Below are 21558 nucleotides of genomic sequence, written 5' to 3' on the forward strand. Positions count from 1 at the left end.
CGTCATGCTGAACTGGCTCATCGCCGCCGCGCTCAGGCAGCGCGTGCTCGTCATCGCGCTGGCGCTCGTCCTGGTCTTCTTCGGCGTGCGCGCCAGCCAGGACGTGCCGCTCGACGTGTTCCCCGAATTCGCGCCGCCGATGGTCGAGGTGCAGACCGAAGCCCCAGGCCTTTCGACCGAGGAAGTGGAGGCGCTGGTCACGACGCCGCTCGAATTCGCGGTGAACGGCACGCCGGGGCTCAGCACCCTGCGCTCGAAATCGGTGCTGGGGCTGTCCTCGGTGCAACTGATCTTCCGGGAGGGCACCGACGTCGTTCGCGCGCGGCAACTGGTGCAGGAGCGGATCGCGATCGCCGCGCCGCGCCTCCCGACCAATGTCCGCCCCCCGGCGATGCTGCCGCCGCTCTCCGCGACCAGCCGGGCGATGAAGATCGGCATCACCTCTTCCCGGCTCAGCCAGATCCAGCTCTCTGAACTGGTGCGCTGGACGATCCGGCCCAAGCTGATGGGCGTTCCGGGCGTCGCCAATGTCGCCGTCTGGGGGCAGCGGGACCGCCAGCTTCAGGTGCTGGTCGATCCGAACCGCCTCCAGCAGACCGGCGTGACGATGGCCGAGGTGCAGAAGGCCGCCGGCGACGCGGCCGTGACGCTCGGCGGCGGGTTCGTCGACACGCCCAATCAGCGCCTCGCGGTTCGCCACCTCTCGCCGATCGCCGACGCCGGCGATCTGGGCAATACGGTGGTCCGGCTCGCCGGCAGCGCCGCCATCCGGCTCAGCGACGTCGCGACCGTGATCGAGGGCCATCCCGCGCCGATCGGCAGCGCGATCATCAACGACGGGCCCGGAATCCTTCTGATCGTCGAGAAGCAGCAGGGCGGCAACACCCTGGCGGTGACGCGGGGCGTCGAGGCGGCGCTGGCGGAGCTGCGCCCCGGGCTCAAGGACGTACAGATCGATTCGACGATCTTCCGCCCGGCAACCTTCATCGAACGCTCGATCGGCAACCTGACCGAGGCGCTGTGGATCGGCTGCATCCTGGTGGCGGCGGTGCTGATCCTGTTCACGCGCGACTGGCGCTCGGCGACCATCAGCCTGACCGCGATTCCCCTTTCGCTGCTCGGCGCCGCGCTCGTCCTCGCCAAATCGGGGATGAGCATCAACACGATGGTGATCGCCGGTCTGGTCATCGCGCTGGGCGAGATCGTCGACGACGCGATCATCGACGTCGAGAATATCGGGCGCCGGCTTCGGCTCAATCGCGAGGCGGGATCGCCCCGCTCGCCGTTCGCGGTCGTGCTCTCCGCCTCGCTCGAGGTGCGCACCGCGGTGGTGTTCGCCAGCCTGATCGTCATGCTGGTGTTCCTGCCGATCTTCTTTCTCGATGGCGTGTCGGGCACCTTCTTCCGCCCGCTCGCCACCGCCTATGTCCTGGCGATCGGCTGCTCGCTGCTGGTGGCGCTCACCGTCACGCCGGCGCTCTGCCTGATGCTGCTGCCCAACGGCACCCAGGTCCACAGGGAAACCGGCCTGGTCCGCCGCATGAAGGACGCATATCGCCGCATCCTGCCCGCGCTCATCGCCCGGCCCGCCGCCGCGATCGGCATCGTCGCGGGCGGACTGCTGCTGGCCGGGATCGGCTATGCCGGCTTCAAGGACCAGTTCCTGCCGAATTTCCGCGAGACCGACTTCCTGATGCACTTCGTGGAGAAGCCGGGCACTTCGGTGGAGGCGATGGAACGCATCACGGTCCGCGCGTCGAAGGAGCTTCGTGCGATCCCCGGCGTGCGCAATTTCGGCGCGCATATCGGCCGCGCCGAAGCGGGCGACGAAGTCTATGGCCCCAATTTCACCGAATTGTGGATCAGCCTGGACGAGAAGGCCGATTATGACGGCTCGGTCCGGAAGATCCAGGAAGTGATCGACGGCTATCCCGGCCTCTATCGCGACGTGCTCACCTATCTGCGCGAGCGCATCAAGGAAGTCCTGAGCGGCGCGGGCGCCAGCATCGTCGTGCGCGTCTACGGACCCGACATGGCGACGCTCCGCCAGACCGCCGACCGGCTCAAGAAGGAGCTGGAAGGCGTTCCGGGCACCAGCGAACTCAAGGTCGAGATGCAGACTTCGATCCCGCAGATCCAGCTGCGTCCGCGCCCGGCCGACCTGGCCGCCTATGGCCTGACCACCGGCGATGTGCGCCGAACCGCGGCGACGCTGATCCAGGGCACCAAGGCAGGCGAGCTGTACGAGGGCAACCGCTCCACCGACGTGGTGGTATGGGGCGTCCCCGCCGCAAGAGCGGATCTGCGCTCGATCCGCGACGCGCTGATCCAGCTGCCTGGCGGCTCTGCAGTCCGCCTGTCGCAGGTCGCCGATGTAATGGTCATGCCGGCAGCGAACGAGATCAAGCGAGAGAACGGCTCCCGCCGCATCGACGTGACGATGAACGTGTCGGGATCGGACCTGGGCGCCGTTGCCCGGGCGGTGCAGGCAAAGGTGGACGGCTTCGCGTTCGGCACCGGCTATCACCCCGAAGTGATCGGCGAATTCGAGGCGCTGCAGAAGTCCCGCCGACAGCTCGCGACGCTTGGCGCGCTTTGCCTGCTCGGCATCCTGCTGCTCGTCTGGCTCGAGTTCCGCTCCATCCGCGTGACTGCGCTGGTTGGCATCAGCCTGCCCTTTGCCCTGGTGGGCGGCGTGGTCGCGGTGCTGCTGTCGGGCGGCGTCATGTCGCTCGGCTCGCTGGTCGGCTTCGTGACGGTGCTCGGGATCTCGGCGCGCAACGGCATCATGCTGATCAGCCACTATCGCCACCTCGAGGACAAGGAAGGCGAGGCCTGGGGCCCGAACCTGCTGCTGCGCGGCGCGGAAGAGCGACTGGTGCCGATCCTGATGACCGCCTCCTGCGCGGCGCTGGCGCTGCTGCCGCTGGTCGTCCGCGGCGATGCCCCCGGGCATGAGATCGAGCATCCGATGGCGCTCGTCATCCTGGGCGGGCTGGTCAGCTCGACCGCGCTGAACCTGCTGCTGATGCCCTCGCTCTATGGACGCTTCGGCCGCGAGAACCGCAAGCCACGCGGTGAAGAGGGCATGGCGATCAAAGGAAAGGTCGTTCCGGCATGAATATCCGTCTCCAGAAGGCCGCCATGGCCGGCGCGCTCGCGCTGACGGCGGGCTGCACGGTCGGCCCCCGGCACGTCGATCCCGTCGCGCCGCTTCCCGCCCAGGGCCAGTTCCTTGGCGCTTCGGAGACGGGAATCGCCGCGGCCCCGGTCCCCGGCGATTGGTGGCGCTTGTTCGACGACCCCGCGCTCGACGCGCACGTCCAGCGCGCGCTGGCCGCCAATGCCGATATCCGCGTCGCGCTCGGCAATCTCGAAGTGGCCCGTGCCGCGGTTCGCGGTGCGAAGGCTGCGCAGCTCCCCACCACCGTGTTCGAGAGCGGCGCGGGCCCCAGCCCGGCGTCGCGGCAGCCAAGCACCAGCGCGGTGCCGAAATCGAGCTACGACTTCGCCGCGACCATTGGCTATGAAGTCGATCTCTTCGGACGACTGCGTGCGACTGCCGATGCCTCCCGTGCCGATCTTCAGGCCAGCGAGGCCGCGCGCGACACGGTGCGCGTCGCCGTCGCCGCCGATACGGCCGCAGCCTATGCCGCGGCGTGCGGGGCGGTCGCGGGCAGGCAGGTGGCCGAGGCCCAGATCGCAGCGCAGCAAAGGAGCTACGACCTGATTGCTCGCCAGCTCGATGCAGGCGAGGTCTCTCCCTTCGAACTCGCGCAATCGAAGACCCTGCTCGAGCGCGCACGCGCCGCGTTGCCCGCATTCGAAGCGGATCGGATGCGCGCGCTGTTCCAGCTTGCCACGCTCGAGGGGATGCCGCCGGCAGAAGCGCCGCAGCTTGCGCTGCCCTGCACGGCCGCGCCGATCGCGCGCCGGTCCCTGCCAGTGGGCGACGGCAACGCCCTGCTGGCACGCCGACCGGACATTCGCGAGGCCGAGCGCAAGCTGGCGGCGGCGACCGCACGGATCGGCGTCGCCACTGCCGATCTCTATCCGCGCTTCCAGCTCGGCGGATCGGCCGGCTTGCTGAGCGGGAATTTCACCGGCTTCCTCACGCCGCTGATCAGCTGGGCCTTTCCCAACCAGGGTGCCGCACGCGCCAGGATCGCGGCGGCCAAGGGCACCCAGGCTGCCGCCCTGGCCGGCTGGGACGTCGCGGTGCTGCGCGCGCTGCGCGAGGTCGAGACCGCGCTGGCCGATTATCAGGCGGAGCAGCGCCGCAACGCCGAATTGCGCAGCGCGCTCGCCGATGCCGAGAAAGTGGTGACGCGCGCGGGGGCACGGTTTCGCCTGGGTGCCGACAGCTATCTCCCGGTCGTCGACGCCGAGCGTACGCGGAACGACACCGGCGCGTTGCTGGCCGCGTCGGACCTCAGGATCGCGTTGATCCAGGTCGCGCTGTTCCGAGCGCTCGGCGGGGGCTGGGATTCACCATCCGGCACGATGCCCATTTCAGGGGGCGCGCTCGCCGCCGGGAGCAGATAGAGTCGCCAAGCGCCATGATGATTCTGATCGCCGAAGACGACCGCGAAACCGCCGATTATCTCGCCAAGGGACTCGCCGAGGCCGGGATGAACGTGACGGTCGTCGCCAACGGCCATGATGCGCTGTTCCACGCGACGCAGCAGCAGTTCGACGCCATCGTGCTCGATCGGATGCTGCCGGGAATCGATGGCCTCGCGGTGCTCAAGATGCTTCGGGCCGGCGGGGTGGCCACTCCGATATTGCTCCTCACCGCGATGGCCAGGATCGCGGACCGGGTCGAAGGCCTGGAGAGCGGCGCCGACGACTATCTCGTCAAGCCCTTCGCCTTTTCGGAGCTGCGCGCAAGGCTGAACGTGCTGATCCGCCGCCCTTCCGCCGCATCGGCGCCGGCCGAGACCGTGCTGCGCGTCGGCGATCTGGAGCTTGACCTGCGGCGGCGGCGCGTGACGCGCGGCGGAATCCCGGTCGACCTCCAGCCGCGCGAAGTGCTGATGCTCGAGGAGCTGATGCGCAATTCGGACCGGGTCATGACCAAGACGATGCTGCTCGAACGGGTCTGGGAATTCGATTTCGATCCGCGTACCAACATCGTCGAGACGCATATCAGCCGGTTGCGCGCGAAGCTCAACGCCGGCTTCGACACCGATGCGATTCTGACCGTGCGCGGCGCCGGCTACACGATCCGCACCGAATGAAACTGCATCTGCCCCGGTCCACCTTCGGGCTCGCCGCGCTCGCCAGCATCCTGCTCAGCATCGCCACGATCGTGCTCGGCGGAATCGTCTATCTGGTATCGCACGAGGCGCTGGAACAGCAGCTCGACCATCGCATCGCCGCGGAGACCAGCAACCTGAGGACCATCGCCGAGCGCGACGGGATTGACGCACTCCGAGCGACGATCGCGCGGAGCGAGGACGGCCACAACGCGAACGGGCTGGGCTATATGCTCTTCGCGGGCACCGGCGCGAAGGTCGCGGGCAAGTTCGACGCGGCGCTGCCGCGCCCCGGCTGGCACGAACTGCTGCCGTTCCACGACGCCCGCGAGCGCGCGAACATCGCCCAGGCCCTCGCGACGCCGCTGCGCGGCGGCTACACGCTGGTGGTGGCGGCGGATCGCACTCCGATCGATGAGATCGACCGCTCCATCCTCATGATCTTCTCGGCCGCTTTCGGAGCCATGCTCCTGATCGGCGTGACCTGTTCCTGGGGGCTCGGCTTCGCGGTCCGGCGGCGCCTCGCGCGCATCAATGCGACGGCGGAGGCGATCATCGACGGCGATCTCAGCCGCCGGGTCGATCGCGACGACACGCCGAACGAGTTCGACAAGCTCGCCGAAACGCTCAACCGCATGCTCGATCGCATCGGGGGTCTGCTCGACAATTTGCGGCAGGTGACCACCGACATCGCGCACGACCTGCGGACTCCGCTGGCCCGGCAGAAGCAGATCCTGGAGGCGGCGCTCGACACGGATCTCGATGCGGATGCCTATCGCCATGCCATCCGGCGCGCCGCGGATTCGAGCGAGGAGATACTCAACATATTCACGGCGATGCTGCGTATTTCGGAAGTGGAGACCTATCAGGTTCGCGAAGCATTCCGGCCGGTCGATCTGGCGGAGGTCGCCGAGCGCGTCGCCGATGCCTTTCGCCCGAGCGCCGAGATGACCGGGCACGAAATCACGCTCGAAGCCGATGCGGACACGATCGTCGAAGGCGATCGCCATCTGCTCGCGCAGATGTGCGCGAACCTGGTCGAGAACGCACTGCGGCACACGCCGTCCGGAACCCGGATCGCGATTTCCATACGCCGCCGGGCTGGTGCGACGCTCCTCGTCATCGCCGATACGGGGCCTGGCGTTCCGCCCGAGGATCGAGCCCGGGTCCTGCAACGTTTCGTCCGGCTGGAGCGCAGCCGATCAACGCCGGGGCATGGCCTCGGGCTGAGCCTGGCGGCGGCGATTGCGCGCGCGCATTTTGCGACGATCGAATTGTCGGACGCCGCGCCCGGCCTGCGGATCGTCATCGCCTTCGATGGCGGCTGAACCACCGCGCGGCGGCCCCTTTTCGGAGGCCGCCGCACGCTGTCTCAGGCGAAGATCGCCGCGAGGTCGGCAGGGGCAATGCCCTCCTTGCGCTGGCGCAGCTCGACATAGATGCTTGCCTGCACCGCCACCATGACCATGCTGCCGAGCGCGCCCACCGCGGCGCCGACCAGCGCCGTCAGGAAGGCATTGCCGGTCGCGATCATCGCCGCGGTGAGGAAGCTCACCGGGATGCTGAGCACCCAGAGCAGGACGAGGACGATCAGCATCGTCAGGAAGATGCCCCCGCGCGCGCCCTTGGTCAGTTCCGCGCTGCGGCCAAAGGCTTCGAGGATACCAACCTTCTCCTGGACATAGGCAGGCGTGACCACCGCCCAGACCAGCCACAGGATGACGCCCGGCACGATCAGCAGCAGCAGGCCGATGCCGACCCCGATGCCGGCGATCAGGCCGATCGCGATCATCGGCAGGATCATGCTGATCCCCACTGCGAGAAGCTGGCCGAACTGCGGAGTCTCTCCCGACAGGTGCATCACCGTCGCACGCGTGAGCGCAGCCTGCAAAATCGCCCCGGTGACGATCGAGACGAGCCAGGTGAGACTCGCCATGCCCCAATAGGAGCCGCTGTAGAACATCGCGGCGCCCGCCTGGGCGCCGCCCAAGCTGAAATTGATCGCCTGCCAATATCCGAGCACGAACTGCGGCGCACCCGCGAGCACCAGCGCCAGCCCACAGAAAAGCAGCAAATTCGACCCGATCGTCTCGAACGCGCGCGAAATGACCGCGCCAATTTCGTAGCGTGCCCCGCCAAGATTTGCTTCAGCCATGATTCCCCTCTTTCATCGAAGTGGATCGACGACGAAGAAAAGCTGAACAAAAACCGTCCCGGAGTCCAGTCTTGCCGGGTTTCCTGCAACGGACTGTTCCGGTAGCACTGGGCGCGTGGGGGATTCGACGTGACCGTACAGGGATCGACTGCACAGTCCGTCGCCAGGGCGCATGAGGCCCTGCGCGCGCGTTCCGACATCCAGTTCGAGATGACGGCGGCCAAGCCGCCCGAGATTCCGCCCTGGATGCGCTGGCTGGCCAGGCAGCTCGGGGAAGTCGCCCCCTATATGGGCTGGGTCCTTCTCGCCTGTGCGGCGATCGGCGCGGCAATCATTGTCTATCTCGTCGTCAGCGCGCTGATTCGCACTCGCCATTCGGGCGACGCCAATGCCGTGGCGGAGCAGGACGTCGCCGCCTGGCGCCCGACAGAGAAGGCCGCACGCGCGCTGCTCGCCGATGCCGAGGCGCTCGCGGCCCGGGGGCGATACGAGGAAGCGGTGCACCTGCTGCTACAGCGCAGCCTCGAGGATATTCAGCGCCATCGCCCGCGCCTGCTCCGTCCTGCGCTCACCAGCCGCGAGATCGCCGGATCGGAATGGATGCCCGGCATCGTCCGCCGTACCTTCGCCGCCATGGCCGCGCCGGTGGAGCGCAGCCTGTTCGGCGGCCGCAGCCTGGCCCGGACGGACTGGGAAGAAGCCCGCGCCGCCTATGGCGAATTCGCGCTGCCGGGGTCGTGGCGATGAGCGGCGAGAGCACCGCGACCCCCTTCAGTCTGCGCACCGTGCTGGTGCTGGTGCTGCTCGGCGTGGTCGGCTTCGTCGCTTTCCTGCTGCTCACCGCCTATGCCGACGATCTGCAACCCGCGCAGCGCCCGGGCAACCATGCGCTCGCCACTTCGGCAATCGGCTTTGCCGGCGCGGCGGAGCTGGTGCGGCAGGTGCACGGCGCAGTGAAGATGGTACGGCGTGACGCCGAGCTCGACACCAGCGACATATTGGTGGTGACGCTGGAGCCGACGACCAGCCCCGACACGGTGAAGCGGATCGTCGATCGCCGCGCCGCGCAGCCGACGATCCTGGTCCTGCCCAAATGGCTGGCCATGCCCCGGCCCGACAAGCCCGCCTGGGTCACGTCGTTCGGCACCCTCCCGGTACGCCAGGCCGTGCAGCAGATCGCGCAGGTCACCGAAGCGAATGTGCAGGAAAATGCCGACGGTCTCAGGACCATCTCAGGCGAAAAGCTCGAGCCCGTGATCGGCAACGGACATGGCGGGGCGCTGGTCGCCACGATGAAGGACCAGCCGACGCTGATCGTCGCCGATCCCGACCTGCTCGACAATCAGGGCCTCAAGACGCTCGCGGGCGCAGAACGGGCGATGCAGCTGCTCGACTGGTTCGACGACGGCCAGCGCGGCATCGCCTTCGACCTGACGCTCCACGGCTTTGGGAGCAATCCCAACCTGCTCAAGCTGGCGTTCGAGCCCCCTTTCCTGCCGCTCACCTTGTGTCTGCTGGTCGCGGCGCTGCTCGCCGGCTGGCACGCGCTGCTGCGCTTCGGCCCGGCGCTGCCCGAAGCGCGCGGCGTCGCCTTCGGCAAGCGGGCAATCGCGGAGAACGGCGCGGCGCTGCTCCGCCTCGCCGGGCGGCGCCACCGCACCGGCGATCGCTATGCCGCGCTGATCCGCGACGCGGCGGCGAGCGCCACGGCCGCGCCGGCCAACCTGCCGCCGGACGCGCTCGACAACTATCTCGACCGGCTCGACAAGCAAGGCGAGCCCTTCACTGCCCTCGCCGCGCGCGCGGGCCATGCCCAGGACACGCGCGCGCTGCTCGATGCCGCCCGTGCCCTCTATCAATGGAAAAGGACCGTCACGCGTGAACATTGAGGAAGTGAAGGCGCTCGGCGACTCGATCCGCGCCGAAGTGGGCAAGGCCGTGGTGGGGATGGACGAGGCCGTGGAGCTGATGCTCGTCGCGCTTTTCGCATCGGGGCACATCCTGCTCGAAGGGCCGCCGGGCACCGCCAAGACCTTCCTCGCCCAGTGCTTCGCGCGCGCGGCGGGGCTCGATTATGGCCGCATCCAGTTCACGCCGGACCTGCTGCCCGGCGACATATTGGGCTCCAACCTGTTCAACTTCCAGACCAGCCAGTTCACCCTGACGCACGGCCCGATCTTCACCGAGCTGCTGCTCGCCGACGAGATCAACCGCACGCCGCCCAAGACCCAGGCCGCGCTGCTCCAGGCAATGCAGGAGCGTACCGTCACGATCGACGGGATCGACCACAAGCTTTCCGAGCGCTTCATGGTGGTGGCGACGCAGAACCCGATCGAGAGCCAGGGCGTCTATCCCCTGCCCGAGGCGCAGCTCGATCGCTTCCTGTTCAAGTTCGAGATCGGCTATCCGAGCCTGGAGCAGGAGCGGCAGATCGTCGCGAAGCAGGGCAGCCGCTTCGGCATGCCGAAGCCCGAGCAATGGGGCGTCGCCCAGGTCGCCGACCATGCCGCGATCAGCGCCGCTGCCGATGCAGTGGCGGCGAACCGTCTGGCCGAGGAAGTGGTGGACTATGTCGTCCGCCTCGTCCGCGCGACGCGCGCCACCGGCGACTTGCAGATCGGCGCGAGCCCGCGCGCGGCCGCCACGCTCGCCGCCGCGGCGCGGGCGCATGCCGCGCTCGACGGGCGCGACTTCGTGCTGCCCGACGATGTGAAGAAGCTCGCCCCCGCCGCGCTGCGCCACCGCGTGATCCTCTCTCCCGCCGCCGAGATCGACGGGCGCACCGCCGACGCGGTGATCGCGGGCCTGATCGAGCAGGTCGAGGCGCCGCGTTGATCCGACCCAGCATCCGCTGCGTGCTGATGGTCGCCGCGGGAGCGCCGCTGGCGCTGCTCGTCGGCGTGCTGGCACCGCAGCTCTGGTTCGCCGGGCTGATATGGATGCCGATGATGCTCGCCTTCGCCGCCATCGACGCAGTGCTGGCACCGCGCGCGCCGGTGCTGAAGGCGTCCTGCCCGGGCGCGATCGAGATCGGCGCGCCGCTGATCGTCGAAGTCATGGTGGCGGACCGGCCGGTGGACGGGCTGGAGCTGGCGGTGGCCACGGGCCCCAGGCTGGTGCCGCGCGCCGAAGGGCGCATCCGGCTGGCGCGCGGCGAGAACCATGCCGCGATCGCCTTTCTTCCCGTGCGGCGCGGCACCGACAAGGTGGAGGCGCTGTGGAGCCGCTGGACCGGTCCCTTCGGACTGGTCTGGCGCCAGCGGGTGGAGAAGCTGGATCGCCTGGTGGTGATCACCCCGGATATCCGCCCCGTGCGCAATTCGGCGCATCTGCTGCTGCGCGATGCGCAAATGGGCGACATGGCGCGAGTCGATCGCGGCGAAGGCAGTGAGTTCGAGGCGCTGACCGAATGGCGTTCGGGCATGGAGCGCCGCACGATCGACTGGAATCACAGCGCCCGCCATCTCCAGCTGCTCGCGCGCGAGAACCGGATCGAACGCAACAACCAGATCGTCTTCGCGATCGATACCGGCCGGGTGATGTGCGAGCCGATCGACGGCCTGCCGCGCGTCGACCGGGCGATCACCGCGGCGCTGCTCGGTGCCTATGCCGCGCTCAAGCTCGGGGATCGGGTGGCCTTGTTCGGCTTCGACTCGCAGCCCCGGGTCGCCTCGGGCGCAGTCTCGGGCACCCGCGCCTTTCCGCTGATGCAGCGGCTGGCCGGGCAGCTCGACTACAGCACGGCCGAGACCAATTACACGCTCGGCCTCGCCACGCTGGCGGGCGACCTCACCCGCCGCTCGCTCGTGGTGATCTTCACCGAGTTCACCGATCCCACCGGCGCCGAGCTGATGCTCCGCGCGGCCGCGAACCTGCTGCGCGGGCATCTGGTGCTGTTCGTGATCCTGGCGGACGACGAGCTCGAGGAACTGGCTGGCGCCGAGCCGATGGCGATCGACGACGTCTCGCGCGCGGTGATCGCCGCATCGATGCTGCGCGAGCGGCGGATCGTCCAGGCCCGGCTCCGCCACGCCGGCATCCATGTGCTGGAAGCGCGGCACGACCAGGTGGGGCCCGCGCTCGTCCGCCAGTATTTCGAGTTCAAGCGGAGGAACCTGCTGTGAGCGGAGCCGCATCGTCCCAGTTCGCGAGCACCCGTTTCCGCGACGCCCGCACGGTCGACTGGCTGGAACTGGAGCAGCGCATCCTCCAGATCGAGCGCGGCCGCGCCGGATCGCTTTCGGACGAGGACCTGTTCGAGCTGCCGGTGCTTTATCGCACCGCGCTTTCCTCGCTCTCGGTGGCGCGCGAGACTTCGCTGGACGCCGATCTGGTCGCCTATCTCGAGGCGCTGTGCGCGCGATCCTATTTCGTGCTCTACGGCGTCCAGCCTCCCCTGCGGCGGCGCATCGCGGCATTCTTCGGCGCAAGCTGGCCGCTGGCGCTGCGCAGCCTGGCGCGCGAGACCCTGGTCGCGGTGCTGATGATGATGCTCGGCGGCATTGCGGCCTATTGCCTCGTCGCCAGCGACCCGAGCTGGTACCATTCGATCGTGCCCGAGGGATTGGCGGGCGGCCGAGGGCCACAATCGAGCGCGGCGGAGCTGCGCCAGGGCCTGTATGACGGCGGGGGCGACGGCAGCAACATGCTCGGCGCCTTCGCGACCTATCTGTTCACCCATAACGCACAGATTTCGTTGATGTGCTTCGCCCTGGGCTTCGCCTTCTGCGTGCCGACATTGCTGCTGCTCGTCTACAATGGCTGCATCATCGGTGCCTTCCTCGCGGTGTTCGTCTCCAAGGGACTCGGCCTGCCGCTCGCCGCATGGCTGGCGATCCACGGGACTACCGAGCTGTTCGCCATCGCCATCGCCGGCGCGGCGGGGTTGCGCATCGGCATGGCGGTGGCGTTTCCGGGCAAGCTCTCCCGCACCGCCGCAACTGCCGAGGCCGGACGCACCGCAGCCTTCGCGATGATCGGCGTCGTGCTGATGCTCGCCGTGGCGGGACTGCTCGAGGGCGTGGGCCGACAGCTGATCACCTCGGACCTGGTCCGCGTCGCGGTCGGCGGCTGCGCACTGTTCGGCTGGCTGCTCTATTTCTACGTGACGCCGGTGCATGATGGCGACGCCAATGGCTGAGGCTCGGGCAGCGCCGCGCCAGGGCCGCGAGCGGGACGGCAACCGCCGCACCTTCGTCACGCCCGAAGGCGTGGACCTGCAGCTCGACATCGCCACCATCGGGGAGCGCGCCGGCGCCTTCATGCTCGATCTGGCGGCGATCGTCCTCACGCTGGTGGTACTTACCGTCGCCCTGCTGCTGGTGCTGGTGAGCACCGGAAAGCTGCTGGCGCAGCTGCTGCTGATGATCTGGCTGCTCGGCTTCTTCGTACTGCGCAACGGCTATTTCGCGATCTTCGAGCTGGGCCCGCGCGCGGCGACCCCGGGCAAACGGCTGATGCGGCTGCGCGTGGTGGCCCGCGACGGATCGCGGCTGCGCGGGCATCAGGTAGTGGCGCGCAACGCAATGCGCGAACTGGAGCTGTTCCTGCCGCTCTCCTTCCTGGCCTATCAGAGCTCCGCGGGCATGGCGACTTTCGCCACCGGCCTTTTCGGGCTGCTCTGGACGGGCATCTTCCTGCTCTTCCCCTTCTTCAATCGCGATCGGCTGCGCGTGGGCGATCTGATCGCAGGCACCTGGGTGGTGCGATTGCCGCGCCGGAGCCTGAACCGCAGCGTCGCCGCGCGCACGGAGCCCGAACAGGCGCGCTACGGCTTCACCGATGCGCAGCTGAGCGTCTATGGCGAGTTCGAGCTGCAGAAACTGGAGGAAGTGCTGCGGCGGAACGACGAATATTCGACGATCATCGTCGCGCGCACGATCCGCGAGCGGCTCGGCCTGGCCGAGAGCGACGGCCATGACCAGGAGTTCCTGGAGGCCTATTACACCGCGCTTTGCCAGCGGCTGGAGCGCAACATGCTGTTCGGCAAGCGGAAGAAGGACAAATATCAGCGCTGATGCGGCCCCCGCGGCCTCGCCTCAGACGGCGAACAACTGGCCCATGTCGCGAAACGCCTTGAATTCCAGTGCATTGCCGGCGGGATCGAGGAAGAACATCGTCGCCTGCTCGCCGGGTTTCCCCGGGAAACGAACATGCGGCTCGATGATGAATGCGATGCCGGCGGCGCGCAGTCGCTCGGCAAGCGCCTCCCATTCCTCCCAGCCGAGCACCAGCCCGAAATGCGGCACGGGCACCGAGTCGCCATCGACCGCATTGTGCGCCTTCGCCCCCGCCCCTTCCGCCTTGTGGACGACGAGCTGGTGGCCGCGGAAATCGAAATCGATCCAGTGGCCGGGATCCTCGCGTCCCTGCGGGCAGCCGAGCAGGCTGCCGTAAAAGGCCCGCGCCGCTTCGATGTCGTCGACGGGAATGGCGAGGTGGAAGAGCGGTGTGGCCATGGCCCCGGACATAGAAGGACCGGCGCGATTGGGGAAGGCCGGCGCCAGATCTCGGGATCGTCGGGCCATCGCAGGGGAAACCGGTTTCCTTGCGCCGGGCGCCGACCTATATCGGGCGCCATGCTCCCCGCGCTCCTCCGTATCGATTCCAAGGACGACACAGCCACCGCACTGCGCGACATGGCCGCCGGCGAAACGGCGCTGGGCGTCACTCTCATGGAGCCGGTAGCCAAGGGCCACAAGGTGGCGGTGCAGCCGATCGCGGCCGGCGAGCCGGTGCGCAAATTCGGGTTCCCGATCGGCACCGCGACGCGCGACATCCTGCCGGGCGAGCATGTCCACACCCACAATGTGTCGACTGCGCTCGCGCCCGGCGGCGCCTATGCCTTCACTCCGCTCGAGCAGACAGGCACGTCGTTCGAGGGCCCGGGCTTTCTCGGCTATCACCGCGCCGACGGCCGGGTGGGCACGCGCAACGAGATCTGGGTGATACCCACCGTCGGCTGCGTCGCCCGCACCGCGCAGAAGATCGCCGAGCGCGCGGCGGTGCTGCACGCGGGCAAGGTGGACGGCATCCACGCCTTTCCCCATCCGTTCGGCTGCTCGCAGCTGGGCGACGATCTACAGGGCACGCGGGCAATCCTCTCGGCGCTGGCCAGCCATCCCAATGCCGGCGGCGTGCTGATCGTCGGGCTCGGTTGCGAGAACAACCAGATCAAGGGCATGCTGGAGGGGATCGAGCACCCCAATCTGCGTAGCCTGGGCGCACAGGCGGCGGGCGACGAACTGGAAGAGGGCCTGGCGCTCGTCGCCGAGTTGGTCGGTGCCGCCAAGGCCGAGCGAACCCCGGCCCCGCTATCCGCGCTGGTGCTCGGCGTGAAATGCGGCGGCTCGGACGGCTTTTCCGGGCTCACCGCCAATCCGTTGACCGGACGCATGGCCGACGCGGTGACCGGCGCGGGCGGCACCGCCATCCTCACCGAGATCCCGGAGATATTCGGGGCCGAGCAGCTGCTGATGGCACGCGCTCGCGACCAGGCAGTCTTCGAAGCGATCGTGACTCTCGTCAACGGCTTCAAGGCCTATTTCACGCGCCACGGCGAGCCGGTCTCCGAAAACCCCTCTCCCGGCAACATCGCCGGCGGGATCACCACGCTTGAGGAGAAGTCGCTCGGCGCGGTGCAGAAGGCGGGGCACGCGATCGTCACCGACGTGATCCCCTATGGCGGCCGGGTGCGGCGCAGCGGACTGACTCTGCTCGAGGCACCCGGCAACGACGCCGTCTCCTCCACTGCGCTCGCGGCAGCGGGAGCGACTGCGATCCTCTTCACCACCGGCCGCGGGACGCCGCTCGGCTTCCCGGTGCCGACGATCAAGATCGCCTCGAACAGCGACCTTGCCGCACGCAAGCCGGGCTGGATCGATTTCGACGCCGGCCAGGTTCTCGACCAGGGCATGGATGCCGCCGCGGGCGCGCTGCTGGAGACCATCGCCGCTATCGCCTCGGGCAGAGAGACCGCCGCGGAGCGCAACGGGGAACGCGAGATCGCGATCTGGAAGCGCGGCGTCACGCTCTGACGGGCAGGGATTTTTCCCAGGGAATGAAGCATCTCCGTTTCGAAACGGACGAGTCATGACTGTGCTGCCCGCCGGTTTCTGTTAACCATATCGCGCGCGACTCAGGGGGAATAGCGTGGCGATCATTCTGGCTTCGATCGGCAATCTGGCGGCGGGCGCGGCAAATGCCGCAGCCGCCCGGCCGATCAGCGCGGATGCGATCTACTGGCCTGCCTGGATCCTGGTGAGCGGCGTGCTGATCGCGCTGCTGATCGTGATCGGCGTGCTCACTTCGCTCAAGGCTGCGCTCCTCGCCAAGCCGAAGAAGCGCGACGAGGAATTCACCCGCATGCTGTGCAAGCAGGTGTGGAGACACACAGCCACGCTGACCGACATATTCGCCCAGCGCCTGCGCCAGCCCCAGCGCGACGTGGTGACGCTGCGCGTGCTGCTCCGCCTGCTGCGCGAGGACATTGCCGGGCCGGTGAACTTCGTCGAGCAGATGCGCCCGCACGCGCCCTCGACCTGGCCGGACTATGAGCTGTTCGCCGCCTTCAACAATTGGGGCGGCCAGATCTGCGCGATGGAATCGCAACTGGCGGACATGCAGCAGATGCTCAGCTATCCGGCGGTGAAGGAACCCGTGGACGAGCATCGCGACGCGATGCTCGTCCATTTCTATGCGACCGAACAGGTGGCGATGGGGCAGACTGTCTCGACGCTCGGCAATCATGCGATCGCGGTGTGCGATGCAGCGGAGAAACTGCTCAAGAAGGAACCCGGCGGCTTCAAGTTCGGCGGGAGCGAGCCTGACGAGCCCGGTCATGGCTGCCCGGCTTGCGGCGCGAGCCGGCACAGCGTCTATGCTGGCGCCAACGCCCGAGACCTGCTGCCGCTGCCCGATCCGCCCGAAAAGCCGAAGAAGAAGGAAGCACCCCAGCCCGTTGCGCAGCTCTGCCACTGCGTGACGCCGCGGCCCTGTCATTGCACGCCGATGCCCTGTGCCTGTGCGTGCAATTGCAAGTCGGCAAGCGCCGCGGCGACCGCCCATCACTGATCGTTTCGGCGACGACGGAGTATTGCTGCACTGCGATAAACCGGAGGCCCGCGGCATTGAAGCCTTAACGCTCCTCTCGTAAGTTCGCGCCCAGGGTTTCGGGGTGGGTTGATGACCGAGTTTATCGTCTTCGCGTACGCGATGCTGGCAATGTTCGTGATTGAGTCGATGCAGCGCAGCAAACGGGAGCAGCGCGCCAGTTCGCAGATGGTCACCATGGTCGGCTGGGGGCTGTTCTCGCTCTCGTCGACATTGGCGGTGCTGCTCGGCGCCGTCGCGCTCGCGCTCGCGCTGGGTGCCAATATCCCCCTTCCCCGAGGCTTCGAAGCGCCGCTATTCTAGGCGGCATGCCGCTCTACGAATTCGCGGGGCACCGCCCCCAGATCGCCGAAGATGCCTGGATCGCGCCAAGCGCGGACCTGATCGGCGATGTGCGCCTGGCCACGCTCGCCTCGATATGGTTCGGCGCGGTCATCCGCGCGGACAATACGCCGATCCTGGTCGGCGCGCGCTCGAACATTCAGGACGGAGCGATGCTCCATTCCGATCCTGGCGCCCCCTGCACGGTGGGCGAGGATGTGACTGTGGGCCACCACGCGATCCTGCACGGCTGCACGATCGGCAGCCGCACGCTGATCGGCATGGGCGCCACGATCCTGAACCGCGCGGTCATCGGCGAGGATTGCCTGGTCGGCGCGGGCGCGTTGGTGACCGAAGGCAAGACATTCCCCGCCGGCCACCTGATCGTCGGCTCGCCCGCCAAGGCGATCCGGCCGCTGGACGACATGCAGAAGGCCCTGCTCAAGGCCAGCGCCGCGCTCTACGCCGCCAAGCAGCGCGAATATGCCGCAGGGCTGAAACGGATCGACTGATTCGCTGTCCAATGCTCTCCGAGCCGTCACATTGCCGGGCTAGCGCGTGATCCTTTCGAGTCGGGTCGGGGATTCGCGATGGGTTTGTTCGATTGGTTGAAGCGGCGGGCCAAAGCGCCCGTTCCGGCTCCCGCTCCCGCCGAAGCGCCCGCCACGGCCCCGGCGATGCCGGAGCCCGAGGGCCGGTGGCGGACGGGCGTCGAGGCCGACGAGCTGTGGGCGGTGGATCCCGAGGGCAATCGCCGGGCGGCCGCGGTGGAGGAACTCGGGGCCATCGCGATCGAGACCAGCGACACCGGCCCGGACGGTCGCAGTGCCTGGTGGCTCTTCTACGGGCCGGACGAAGATATCGCCTTCACTCTGCCGCTGGGCGCGCGAGGCGAAGGCGCGATGGTCGAGCGGGTTGCCGCGTTGCCGGGCTTCCGCCACGACATCTATGCCGCTGCGGTCCGGTCGACCGACATCGATACCTATGTGATCTGGCAGCGGCCGTTCGACTAGTTGTCGAGCCGCTTGGTCACTTCATAGCCGGCCTTGCGAAGCGCCATCATCGCGGCGAGCGCCTGATAGTGGCTTTCCTGGCCCGCTTCGTAGCGCTTGCCGCTCTGCTCCCCGGCCGCCTGGATCGCGTCGCGGACGATGATGTAGACGTCGTTGGTAACCATGGAGCTCTCCGGCGCGATTGGACAGGGCTGACAATGGGGGGCCGGGCGGCCCGCTTCAATGCGGCATCGCGCCGAGTCGGCCCTTTGCCTTCGCATCGCGTGCGCCGTGCGGCCTACCTTGCCGTAGCGTCGCCGGCATCGGACTGGACGGCCATTCCGGTTTCGCTACAAAACTGATCCATGGCCCTGCCTCCTCTCTTCGATCGCCTTCGGCTTCCCGTCATCGGATCGCCGCTGTTCATCATCTCGGTGCCCGAACTGGTCATCGCCCAGTGCAAGGCGGGGATCGTGGGTTCGTTCCCCGCGCTCAACGCGCGTCCGGACACCAGGCTCGACGAATGGCTGCACCAGATCACCGAGGAACTGGCCGCATGGGACCGCGATCATCCGGACAGCCCGGCCGCGCCCTTTGCCGTCAACCAGATCGTCCACCGTTCCAACCCCCGCCTCGAGCATGACGTGGCGGCGTGCGCCAAGTGGAAGGTGCCGATCGTGATCACATCGCTCGGCGCTCGGCCCGAACTGAACGACGCGGTGCATGGCTGGGGCGGCATCACGCTGCACGACGTGATCGACGACCGCTTCGCCCACAAGGCGATCGAGAAGGGCGCGGACGGGCTGATCCTCGTCGCGGCGGGCGCCGGCGGCCATGCGGGGCGCCTCAGCCCCTTCGCGCTCGTCCAGGAGGTTCGCGAATGGTTCGAAGGGCCAGTGGTGCTCTCGGGCGCGATCGCCAACGGTCGTTCGGTGCTGGCTGCCCAGGCGATGGGCGCCGATCTCGCCTATATCGGCTCGCCCTTCATCGCCACCGACGAGGCCAACGCCGCCCCCGCCTACAAACAGGGCATTGTCGACGGCACGGCGGACGACATCGTCTATTCCAACCTCTTCACCGGGGTGCACGGCAATTATCTGAAGGCGTCGATCGTCAATGCCGGCCTGGATCCGGACAATCTGCCCGAAAGCGATCCCAGCGCGATGAATTTCGGCGGCGCCAAGGCCTGGAAGGACATCTGGGGATCGGGCCAGGGCATCGGCGCGGTGCACGCAATCGAATCAGCCGCAGTGAAGATCGAACGGATGAAGCGGGAATATGCCGCGGCAAGAACGGCGCTCTGCGCATGAGCGCCTGAATCGTCACCTCGGCAGGGCCCGGGTGACGATTGGCTCAGAAAGCCGCCGCCAGCCGGTTCATCATCGAGCGCGCCGGGCTCTCGATCGCGACTGGCTCGTCAAGCGACTCATCGAGTCGCGCGACGCGGCGGTACAGATCGATGCTGGTATTGATGATCGCCACTGCCTGTGGCGGCATCGCGTCGAGCAGCGCTTCCTCGGTTTCCGGCGCATCGCCCAGCCGCCGCGAGGAGGAAAGCGCATCGTGCGGCATCAACTCGCCGGCATCCACCGCCCGCTGGGTCAGCAGCCAGGCGATGATGTGCATCAGCCGCGTAGTCACCTTGAGCGACTCGCAGGAGAAGGCGACGCGGTTGAGCGCCTCCAGCGCCTCGCGCTCATCGCGCCCCAGCTCGTCGAAATAGGCACGAGCTTCGTCGGCCAGCAGCATGGCCTCGACATAGAGCGTGTCGATCAGCTTGCGATGGATCGTCGTCGCGCCCTGTTTCTTCATGAGAAGAACGCTGCCACAGCCCGCATGGTAACGAAATGCTTAATTTCGCAGTGATTTCGTCCCGATCCGGATCAGGCGATTATATCGGGGATCAACTGGTCCTCGAGCTGCACGATTTCGTCCCGCAACATGAGCTTGCGCTTCTTCAGGCGGGCGATCTGGAGCTGGTCGGACGTGCCTGTGGCGAGCAGCGCGTCGATGGCCGCATCGAGGTCGCGATGCTCGGTCCGCACCGCCTCGAGCCGCCGCACAATCTCTTTCTCGTCCATCGCGAACGCCCCCGTACCGGGATCTCCCTGCACTAGCCGGAGAGGCTCCGCAACGGATCATCGCGCGATTTCCCCACGCTGTCGATTAGCCGCGGGCTAGCCGAGATTCTCCCGCGACAAAGCTGTGGAAAAGTGATCTATTCACAGGTTCCGGCCACCCGAAGAAGGAGACTGCTTCGATGCAGAACGCGCATTTCTCGGCACTTTCGGCCAAGCACTCGGTGCTCGACCAGCGAATCGCCGCCGAATCGCAAAGGCCCCGACCGGACCAGATGGTCCTGGCTTCCCTGAAGAAGCAGAAACTTCGTATCAAGGAAGAAATGGCGCGCTAGCCGCGCCGCGCAAAGGGGTGTGGCCCAAGCCGCACCCCGACTGTGCATGCTCCCCGAAACCTGGTTCCAGAACGATTGGAGCCGATGAATGTCCGACGCCGGAAGCGTCAGCGCCGCGTGAAGATCGGCTTCACGAAAGTCGGCGTCTGCGTGCCGCCGCCAACCGGCTTGCGAGCGAGCAGCGGATCGATCGGCGTGTCGAATGCAATGCCGACGCGGCCATCGGTCGCCCAGGCGATGCGGCCGCTGACCCAGCCCACGCCGCGCACTTCCACTTCCACCGGCGAGCCGCGCTCGATCGGCTGGGTATATTCGGCCATCAGCCCGCCCTGCGAAAGATTGCGCACCCGCACCTGCTCGTCCGGCCGGCCCGCCACGCGGAACTGCGCGGCCAGCATCAGGCTGTCGCGCGAACCGTTGCGCTGGGTGGCGAAATCGTCCGCCGAAAGCGCAGTCAGAGGGTCAAAGGAAAACTGGTCCATCGTGTCGCTCGAAACGCAAAGGGTGACGCGCGCAGAATAGAGCAGCAAACCTTGTCGAAACCGTAAACAAGGGCCGAAAATGTGCCTCCGCCACGATGTGGAGGAGGCACAAAAAAGGAGGCCCCAAGCCCCCTGCTATTCGTCCCGCGATACCTTCTCGTTGCGCTCGTGGCGTTCCTGCGCCTCGACGGTCATCGTCGCAATCGGCCGCGCCTCCAGCCGGCCGAGGCTGATCGGCTCGCCGGTGACCTCGCAATAGCCATATTCGCCATCCTCGATCCGGCGCAGCGCTGCGTCGATCTTGGAGATCAGCTTGCGCTGGCGATCGCGGGTACGCAGCTCGATCGACCAATCGGTCTCGCTCGAAGCGCGATCGGTGAGATCGGCCTCGCGCAGCGAATCGGTCTGCAGCTGGTTGAGCGTCCCCGCGGCCTCGCGGTAGATGTCGTCCTTCCACGCGTTCAGCTTGTTGCGGAAATATTCCAGCTGGCGCGGGTTCATGAAGGGTTCGTCGTTGCTCGGCCGATAGCCGTCGTCGCCGTCATTCGCGGCGGGAGGAACGCGTTTACCCGGTTCGTCGAAGCGATCCAAAACAGTAGCCATCCCCACTCTCCACTCCGGTCCTCAGTAAGGCCCGAGCCATACGGAGACCGTTTGCCCTGCGCGGCCCTATACTTACGCGCGGCGGCGTTAACAAGCGGGCCGTCATTTTAATCCACAGGCGTAATACCCCGTAAATGGAGGGAAATTAGCGCCGGCTGAACCGCGGCCGAGTCGACCGGGAATTAACCGAAGATGTTCACGGACCCGCGGCTGGAAACGCCTG

At 67.6% G+C, this 21558-nt stretch carries 24 protein-coding genes; 17 read left to right on the top strand and 7 right to left on the bottom strand.

Going from position 1 to position 21558, the window contains the following annotated elements; translation table 11 throughout:
* Positions 1 to 4 precede the first annotated feature (4 nt).
* Genes FFS08_RS13310 through FFS08_RS13325 form a run of 4 tightly spaced genes read left to right on the top strand, consistent with a single transcriptional unit; the run spans position 5 to position 6586 of the window.
* Positions 5 to 3121, top strand: a complete 3117-nt coding sequence (locus tag FFS08_RS13310) for an efflux RND transporter permease subunit (RefSeq protein WP_137862110.1) — start codon at positions 5 to 7, stop codon at positions 3119 to 3121.
* On the top strand, positions 3118 to 4545 hold the full coding sequence (locus FFS08_RS13315; protein WP_137862111.1) for an efflux transporter outer membrane subunit: 1428 nt from the start codon (positions 3118 to 3120) through the stop codon (positions 4543 to 4545). Before FFS08_RS13310 ends, FFS08_RS13315 begins: the two co-directional genes overlap by 4 nt.
* Before the next feature lie 14 nt (positions 4546 to 4559).
* The gene (locus FFS08_RS13320) at positions 4560 to 5240 is read left to right on the top strand and encodes a response regulator transcription factor (protein ID WP_137862112.1); all 681 of its coding nucleotides are present in this window, start codon (positions 4560 to 4562) and stop codon (positions 5238 to 5240) included.
* Positions 5237 to 6586 carry a sensor histidine kinase gene (locus FFS08_RS13325; protein ID WP_137862113.1) on the top strand — a complete coding sequence of 450 codons (1350 nt, stop codon included), beginning with the start codon at positions 5237 to 5239 and terminating at the stop codon, positions 6584 to 6586. Before FFS08_RS13320 ends, FFS08_RS13325 begins: the two co-directional genes overlap by 4 nt.
* Positions 6587 to 6630: 44 nt before the next feature.
* On the opposite strand, the gene FFS08_RS13330 is transcribed toward FFS08_RS13325, so the two are convergent.
* Positions 6631 to 7413, bottom strand: a complete 783-nt coding sequence (locus tag FFS08_RS13330) for a hypothetical protein (protein WP_137862114.1) — start codon at positions 7411 to 7413, stop codon at positions 6631 to 6633.
* A gap of 129 nt (positions 7414 to 7542) precedes the next feature.
* Here FFS08_RS13330 and FFS08_RS13335 point away from each other — a divergent pair, with 129 nt between their 5' ends.
* From FFS08_RS13335 to FFS08_RS13360, 6 genes are read left to right on the top strand one after another with little or no spacing between them, the layout of a single operon-like run.
* The gene (locus FFS08_RS13335; RefSeq protein ID WP_137862115.1) at positions 7543 to 8160 is read left to right on the top strand and encodes a hypothetical protein; all 618 of its coding nucleotides are present in this window, start codon (positions 7543 to 7545) and stop codon (positions 8158 to 8160) included.
* Positions 8157 to 9302, top strand: coding sequence for a hypothetical protein (locus FFS08_RS13340; protein ID WP_137862116.1), 1146 nt, complete (start codon positions 8157 to 8159; stop codon positions 9300 to 9302). Before FFS08_RS13335 ends, FFS08_RS13340 begins: the two co-directional genes overlap by 4 nt.
* Complete coding sequence (locus tag FFS08_RS13345) at positions 9292 to 10248, top strand: AAA family ATPase (protein ID WP_137862117.1); 957 nt, start codon at positions 9292 to 9294, stop codon at positions 10246 to 10248. Before FFS08_RS13340 ends, FFS08_RS13345 begins: the two co-directional genes overlap by 11 nt.
* Complete coding sequence (locus FFS08_RS13350) at positions 10245 to 11537, top strand: DUF58 domain-containing protein (RefSeq protein ID WP_137862118.1); 1293 nt, start codon at positions 10245 to 10247, stop codon at positions 11535 to 11537. Before FFS08_RS13345 ends, FFS08_RS13350 begins: the two co-directional genes overlap by 4 nt.
* Positions 11534 to 12553 (top strand): stage II sporulation protein M, encoded by a 1020-nt coding sequence (locus FFS08_RS13355; RefSeq protein ID WP_137862119.1) that lies wholly within the window; start codon positions 11534 to 11536, stop codon positions 12551 to 12553. The genes FFS08_RS13350 and FFS08_RS13355 overlap by 4 nt, the downstream gene beginning before the upstream one ends.
* A complete protein-coding gene (locus tag FFS08_RS13360; protein ID WP_249341041.1) occupies positions 12546 to 13430 on the top strand; it encodes an RDD family protein in 885 nt (294 codons plus the stop codon). The genes FFS08_RS13355 and FFS08_RS13360 overlap by 8 nt, the downstream gene beginning before the upstream one ends.
* Before the next feature lie 21 nt (positions 13431 to 13451).
* On the opposite strand, the gene FFS08_RS13365 is transcribed toward FFS08_RS13360, so the two are convergent.
* On the bottom strand, positions 13452 to 13871 hold the full coding sequence (locus FFS08_RS13365; RefSeq protein ID WP_171012603.1) for a VOC family protein: 420 nt from the start codon (positions 13869 to 13871) through the stop codon (positions 13452 to 13454).
* A gap of 120 nt (positions 13872 to 13991) precedes the next feature.
* Here FFS08_RS13365 and FFS08_RS13370 point away from each other — a divergent pair, with 120 nt between their 5' ends.
* From FFS08_RS13370 to FFS08_RS13390, 5 genes are all read left to right on the top strand, one after another.
* On the top strand, positions 13992 to 15449 hold the full coding sequence (locus tag FFS08_RS13370) for a UxaA family hydrolase (RefSeq protein ID WP_137862122.1): 1458 nt from the start codon (positions 13992 to 13994) through the stop codon (positions 15447 to 15449).
* Positions 15450 to 15564: 115 nt separating this feature from the next.
* Positions 15565 to 16485: a hypothetical protein gene (locus FFS08_RS13375; protein ID WP_137862123.1), complete on the top strand. Its 921-nt coding sequence runs from the start codon at positions 15565 to 15567 to the stop codon at positions 16483 to 16485.
* A 111-nt stretch (positions 16486 to 16596) separates the two neighbouring features.
* Positions 16597 to 16827 carry a hypothetical protein gene (locus FFS08_RS13380; protein ID WP_137862124.1) on the top strand — a complete coding sequence of 77 codons (231 nt, stop codon included), beginning with the start codon at positions 16597 to 16599 and terminating at the stop codon, positions 16825 to 16827.
* A 5-nt stretch (positions 16828 to 16832) separates the two neighbouring features.
* Entirely contained in the window at positions 16833 to 17357 is a 525-nt protein-coding gene (locus FFS08_RS13385) for a gamma carbonic anhydrase family protein (protein ID WP_137862125.1), read from the top strand.
* Between the two features lie 78 nt (positions 17358 to 17435).
* A complete protein-coding gene (locus tag FFS08_RS13390) occupies positions 17436 to 17858 on the top strand; it encodes a hypothetical protein (protein WP_137862126.1) in 423 nt (140 codons plus the stop codon).
* Here the strand turns inward: FFS08_RS13390 and FFS08_RS23500 are convergent.
* Entirely contained in the window at positions 17855 to 18022 is a 168-nt protein-coding gene (locus FFS08_RS23500) for a hypothetical protein (protein WP_163597354.1), read from the bottom strand. The genes FFS08_RS13390 and FFS08_RS23500 overlap by 4 nt on opposite strands.
* 180 nt (positions 18023 to 18202) lie before the next feature.
* On the opposite strand from FFS08_RS23500, the gene FFS08_RS13395 reads away from it, so the two are divergent.
* Positions 18203 to 19147, top strand: coding sequence for an NAD(P)H-dependent flavin oxidoreductase (locus FFS08_RS13395; protein ID WP_137862127.1), 945 nt, complete (start codon positions 18203 to 18205; stop codon positions 19145 to 19147).
* A 43-nt stretch (positions 19148 to 19190) separates the two neighbouring features.
* On the opposite strand, the gene FFS08_RS13400 is transcribed toward FFS08_RS13395, so the two are convergent.
* Together FFS08_RS13400 and FFS08_RS13405 are read right to left on the bottom strand one after the other, a co-directional pair.
* Positions 19191 to 19649, bottom strand: a complete 459-nt coding sequence (locus FFS08_RS13400) for a DUF1465 family protein (protein ID WP_137862128.1) — start codon at positions 19647 to 19649, stop codon at positions 19191 to 19193.
* 71 nt (positions 19650 to 19720) lie between these two features.
* Positions 19721 to 19918, bottom strand: a complete 198-nt coding sequence (locus FFS08_RS13405; protein WP_137862129.1) for a YdcH family protein — start codon at positions 19916 to 19918, stop codon at positions 19721 to 19723.
* A gap of 179 nt (positions 19919 to 20097) precedes the next feature.
* Here FFS08_RS13405 and FFS08_RS13410 point away from each other — a divergent pair, with 179 nt between their 5' ends.
* Positions 20098 to 20250: a YdcH family protein gene (locus tag FFS08_RS13410; protein ID WP_078103281.1), complete on the top strand. Its 153-nt coding sequence runs from the start codon at positions 20098 to 20100 to the stop codon at positions 20248 to 20250.
* A 107-nt stretch (positions 20251 to 20357) separates the two neighbouring features.
* On the opposite strand, the gene FFS08_RS13415 is transcribed toward FFS08_RS13410, so the two are convergent.
* Positions 20358 to 20732 carry a PilZ domain-containing protein gene (locus FFS08_RS13415; RefSeq protein WP_137862130.1) on the bottom strand — a complete coding sequence of 125 codons (375 nt, stop codon included), beginning with the start codon at positions 20730 to 20732 and terminating at the stop codon, positions 20358 to 20360.
* A gap of 135 nt (positions 20733 to 20867) precedes the next feature.
* Positions 20868 to 21335: an RNA polymerase-binding protein DksA gene (gene dksA, locus FFS08_RS13420; protein WP_086130855.1), complete on the bottom strand. Its 468-nt coding sequence runs from the start codon at positions 21333 to 21335 to the stop codon at positions 20868 to 20870.
* Positions 21336 to 21558: the final 223 nt, after the last annotated feature.

The organism is Sphingomonas sp. 1F27F7B (genome assembly GCF_005503355.1).
Classification (GTDB): domain Bacteria; phylum Pseudomonadota; class Alphaproteobacteria; order Sphingomonadales; family Sphingomonadaceae; genus Sphingomonas.

Bases quoted from the DNA above. Each gene is read 5' to 3' on its own strand.
- FFS08_RS13410 (WP_078103281.1), top strand. From the start codon at position 20,098: ATGCAGAACGCGCATTTCTCGGCACTTTCGGCCAAGCACTCGGTGCTC.
- FFS08_RS13315 (WP_137862111.1), top strand. From the start codon at position 3,118: ATGAATATCCGTCTCCAGAAGGCCGCCATGGCCGGCGCGCTCGCGCTG.
- FFS08_RS13320 (WP_137862112.1), top strand. From the start codon at position 4,560: ATGATGATTCTGATCGCCGAAGACGACCGCGAAACCGCCGATTATCTC.
- FFS08_RS13325 (WP_137862113.1), top strand. From the start codon at position 5,237: ATGAAACTGCATCTGCCCCGGTCCACCTTCGGGCTCGCCGCGCTCGCC.
- FFS08_RS23500 (WP_163597354.1), bottom strand. From the start codon at position 18,022: ATGGTTACCAACGACGTCTACATCATCGTCCGCGACGCGATCCAGGCG.
- FFS08_RS13365 (WP_171012603.1), bottom strand. From the start codon at position 13,871: ATGGCCACACCGCTCTTCCACCTCGCCATTCCCGTCGACGACATCGAA.
- FFS08_RS13310 (WP_137862110.1), top strand. From the start codon at position 5: ATGCTGAACTGGCTCATCGCCGCCGCGCTCAGGCAGCGCGTGCTCGTC.
- dksA (WP_086130855.1), bottom strand. From the start codon at position 21,335: ATGGCTACTGTTTTGGATCGCTTCGACGAACCGGGTAAACGCGTTCCT.
- FFS08_RS13400 (WP_137862128.1), bottom strand. From the start codon at position 19,649: ATGAAGAAACAGGGCGCGACGACGATCCATCGCAAGCTGATCGACACG.
- FFS08_RS13415 (WP_137862130.1), bottom strand. From the start codon at position 20,732: ATGGACCAGTTTTCCTTTGACCCTCTGACTGCGCTTTCGGCGGACGAT.
- FFS08_RS13380 (WP_137862124.1), top strand. From the start codon at position 16,597: ATGACCGAGTTTATCGTCTTCGCGTACGCGATGCTGGCAATGTTCGTG.
- FFS08_RS13370 (WP_137862122.1), top strand. From the start codon at position 13,992: ATGCTCCCCGCGCTCCTCCGTATCGATTCCAAGGACGACACAGCCACC.
- FFS08_RS13360 (WP_249341041.1), top strand. From the start codon at position 12,546: ATGGCTGAGGCTCGGGCAGCGCCGCGCCAGGGCCGCGAGCGGGACGGC.
- FFS08_RS13330 (WP_137862114.1), bottom strand. From the start codon at position 7,413: ATGGCTGAAGCAAATCTTGGCGGGGCACGCTACGAAATTGGCGCGGTC.
- FFS08_RS13395 (WP_137862127.1), top strand. From the start codon at position 18,203: ATGGCCCTGCCTCCTCTCTTCGATCGCCTTCGGCTTCCCGTCATCGGA.
- FFS08_RS13385 (WP_137862125.1), top strand. From the start codon at position 16,833: ATGCCGCTCTACGAATTCGCGGGGCACCGCCCCCAGATCGCCGAAGAT.
- FFS08_RS13405 (WP_137862129.1), bottom strand. From the start codon at position 19,918: ATGGACGAGAAAGAGATTGTGCGGCGGCTCGAGGCGGTGCGGACCGAG.
- FFS08_RS13390 (WP_137862126.1), top strand. From the start codon at position 17,436: ATGGGTTTGTTCGATTGGTTGAAGCGGCGGGCCAAAGCGCCCGTTCCG.
- FFS08_RS13340 (WP_137862116.1), top strand. From the start codon at position 8,157: ATGAGCGGCGAGAGCACCGCGACCCCCTTCAGTCTGCGCACCGTGCTG.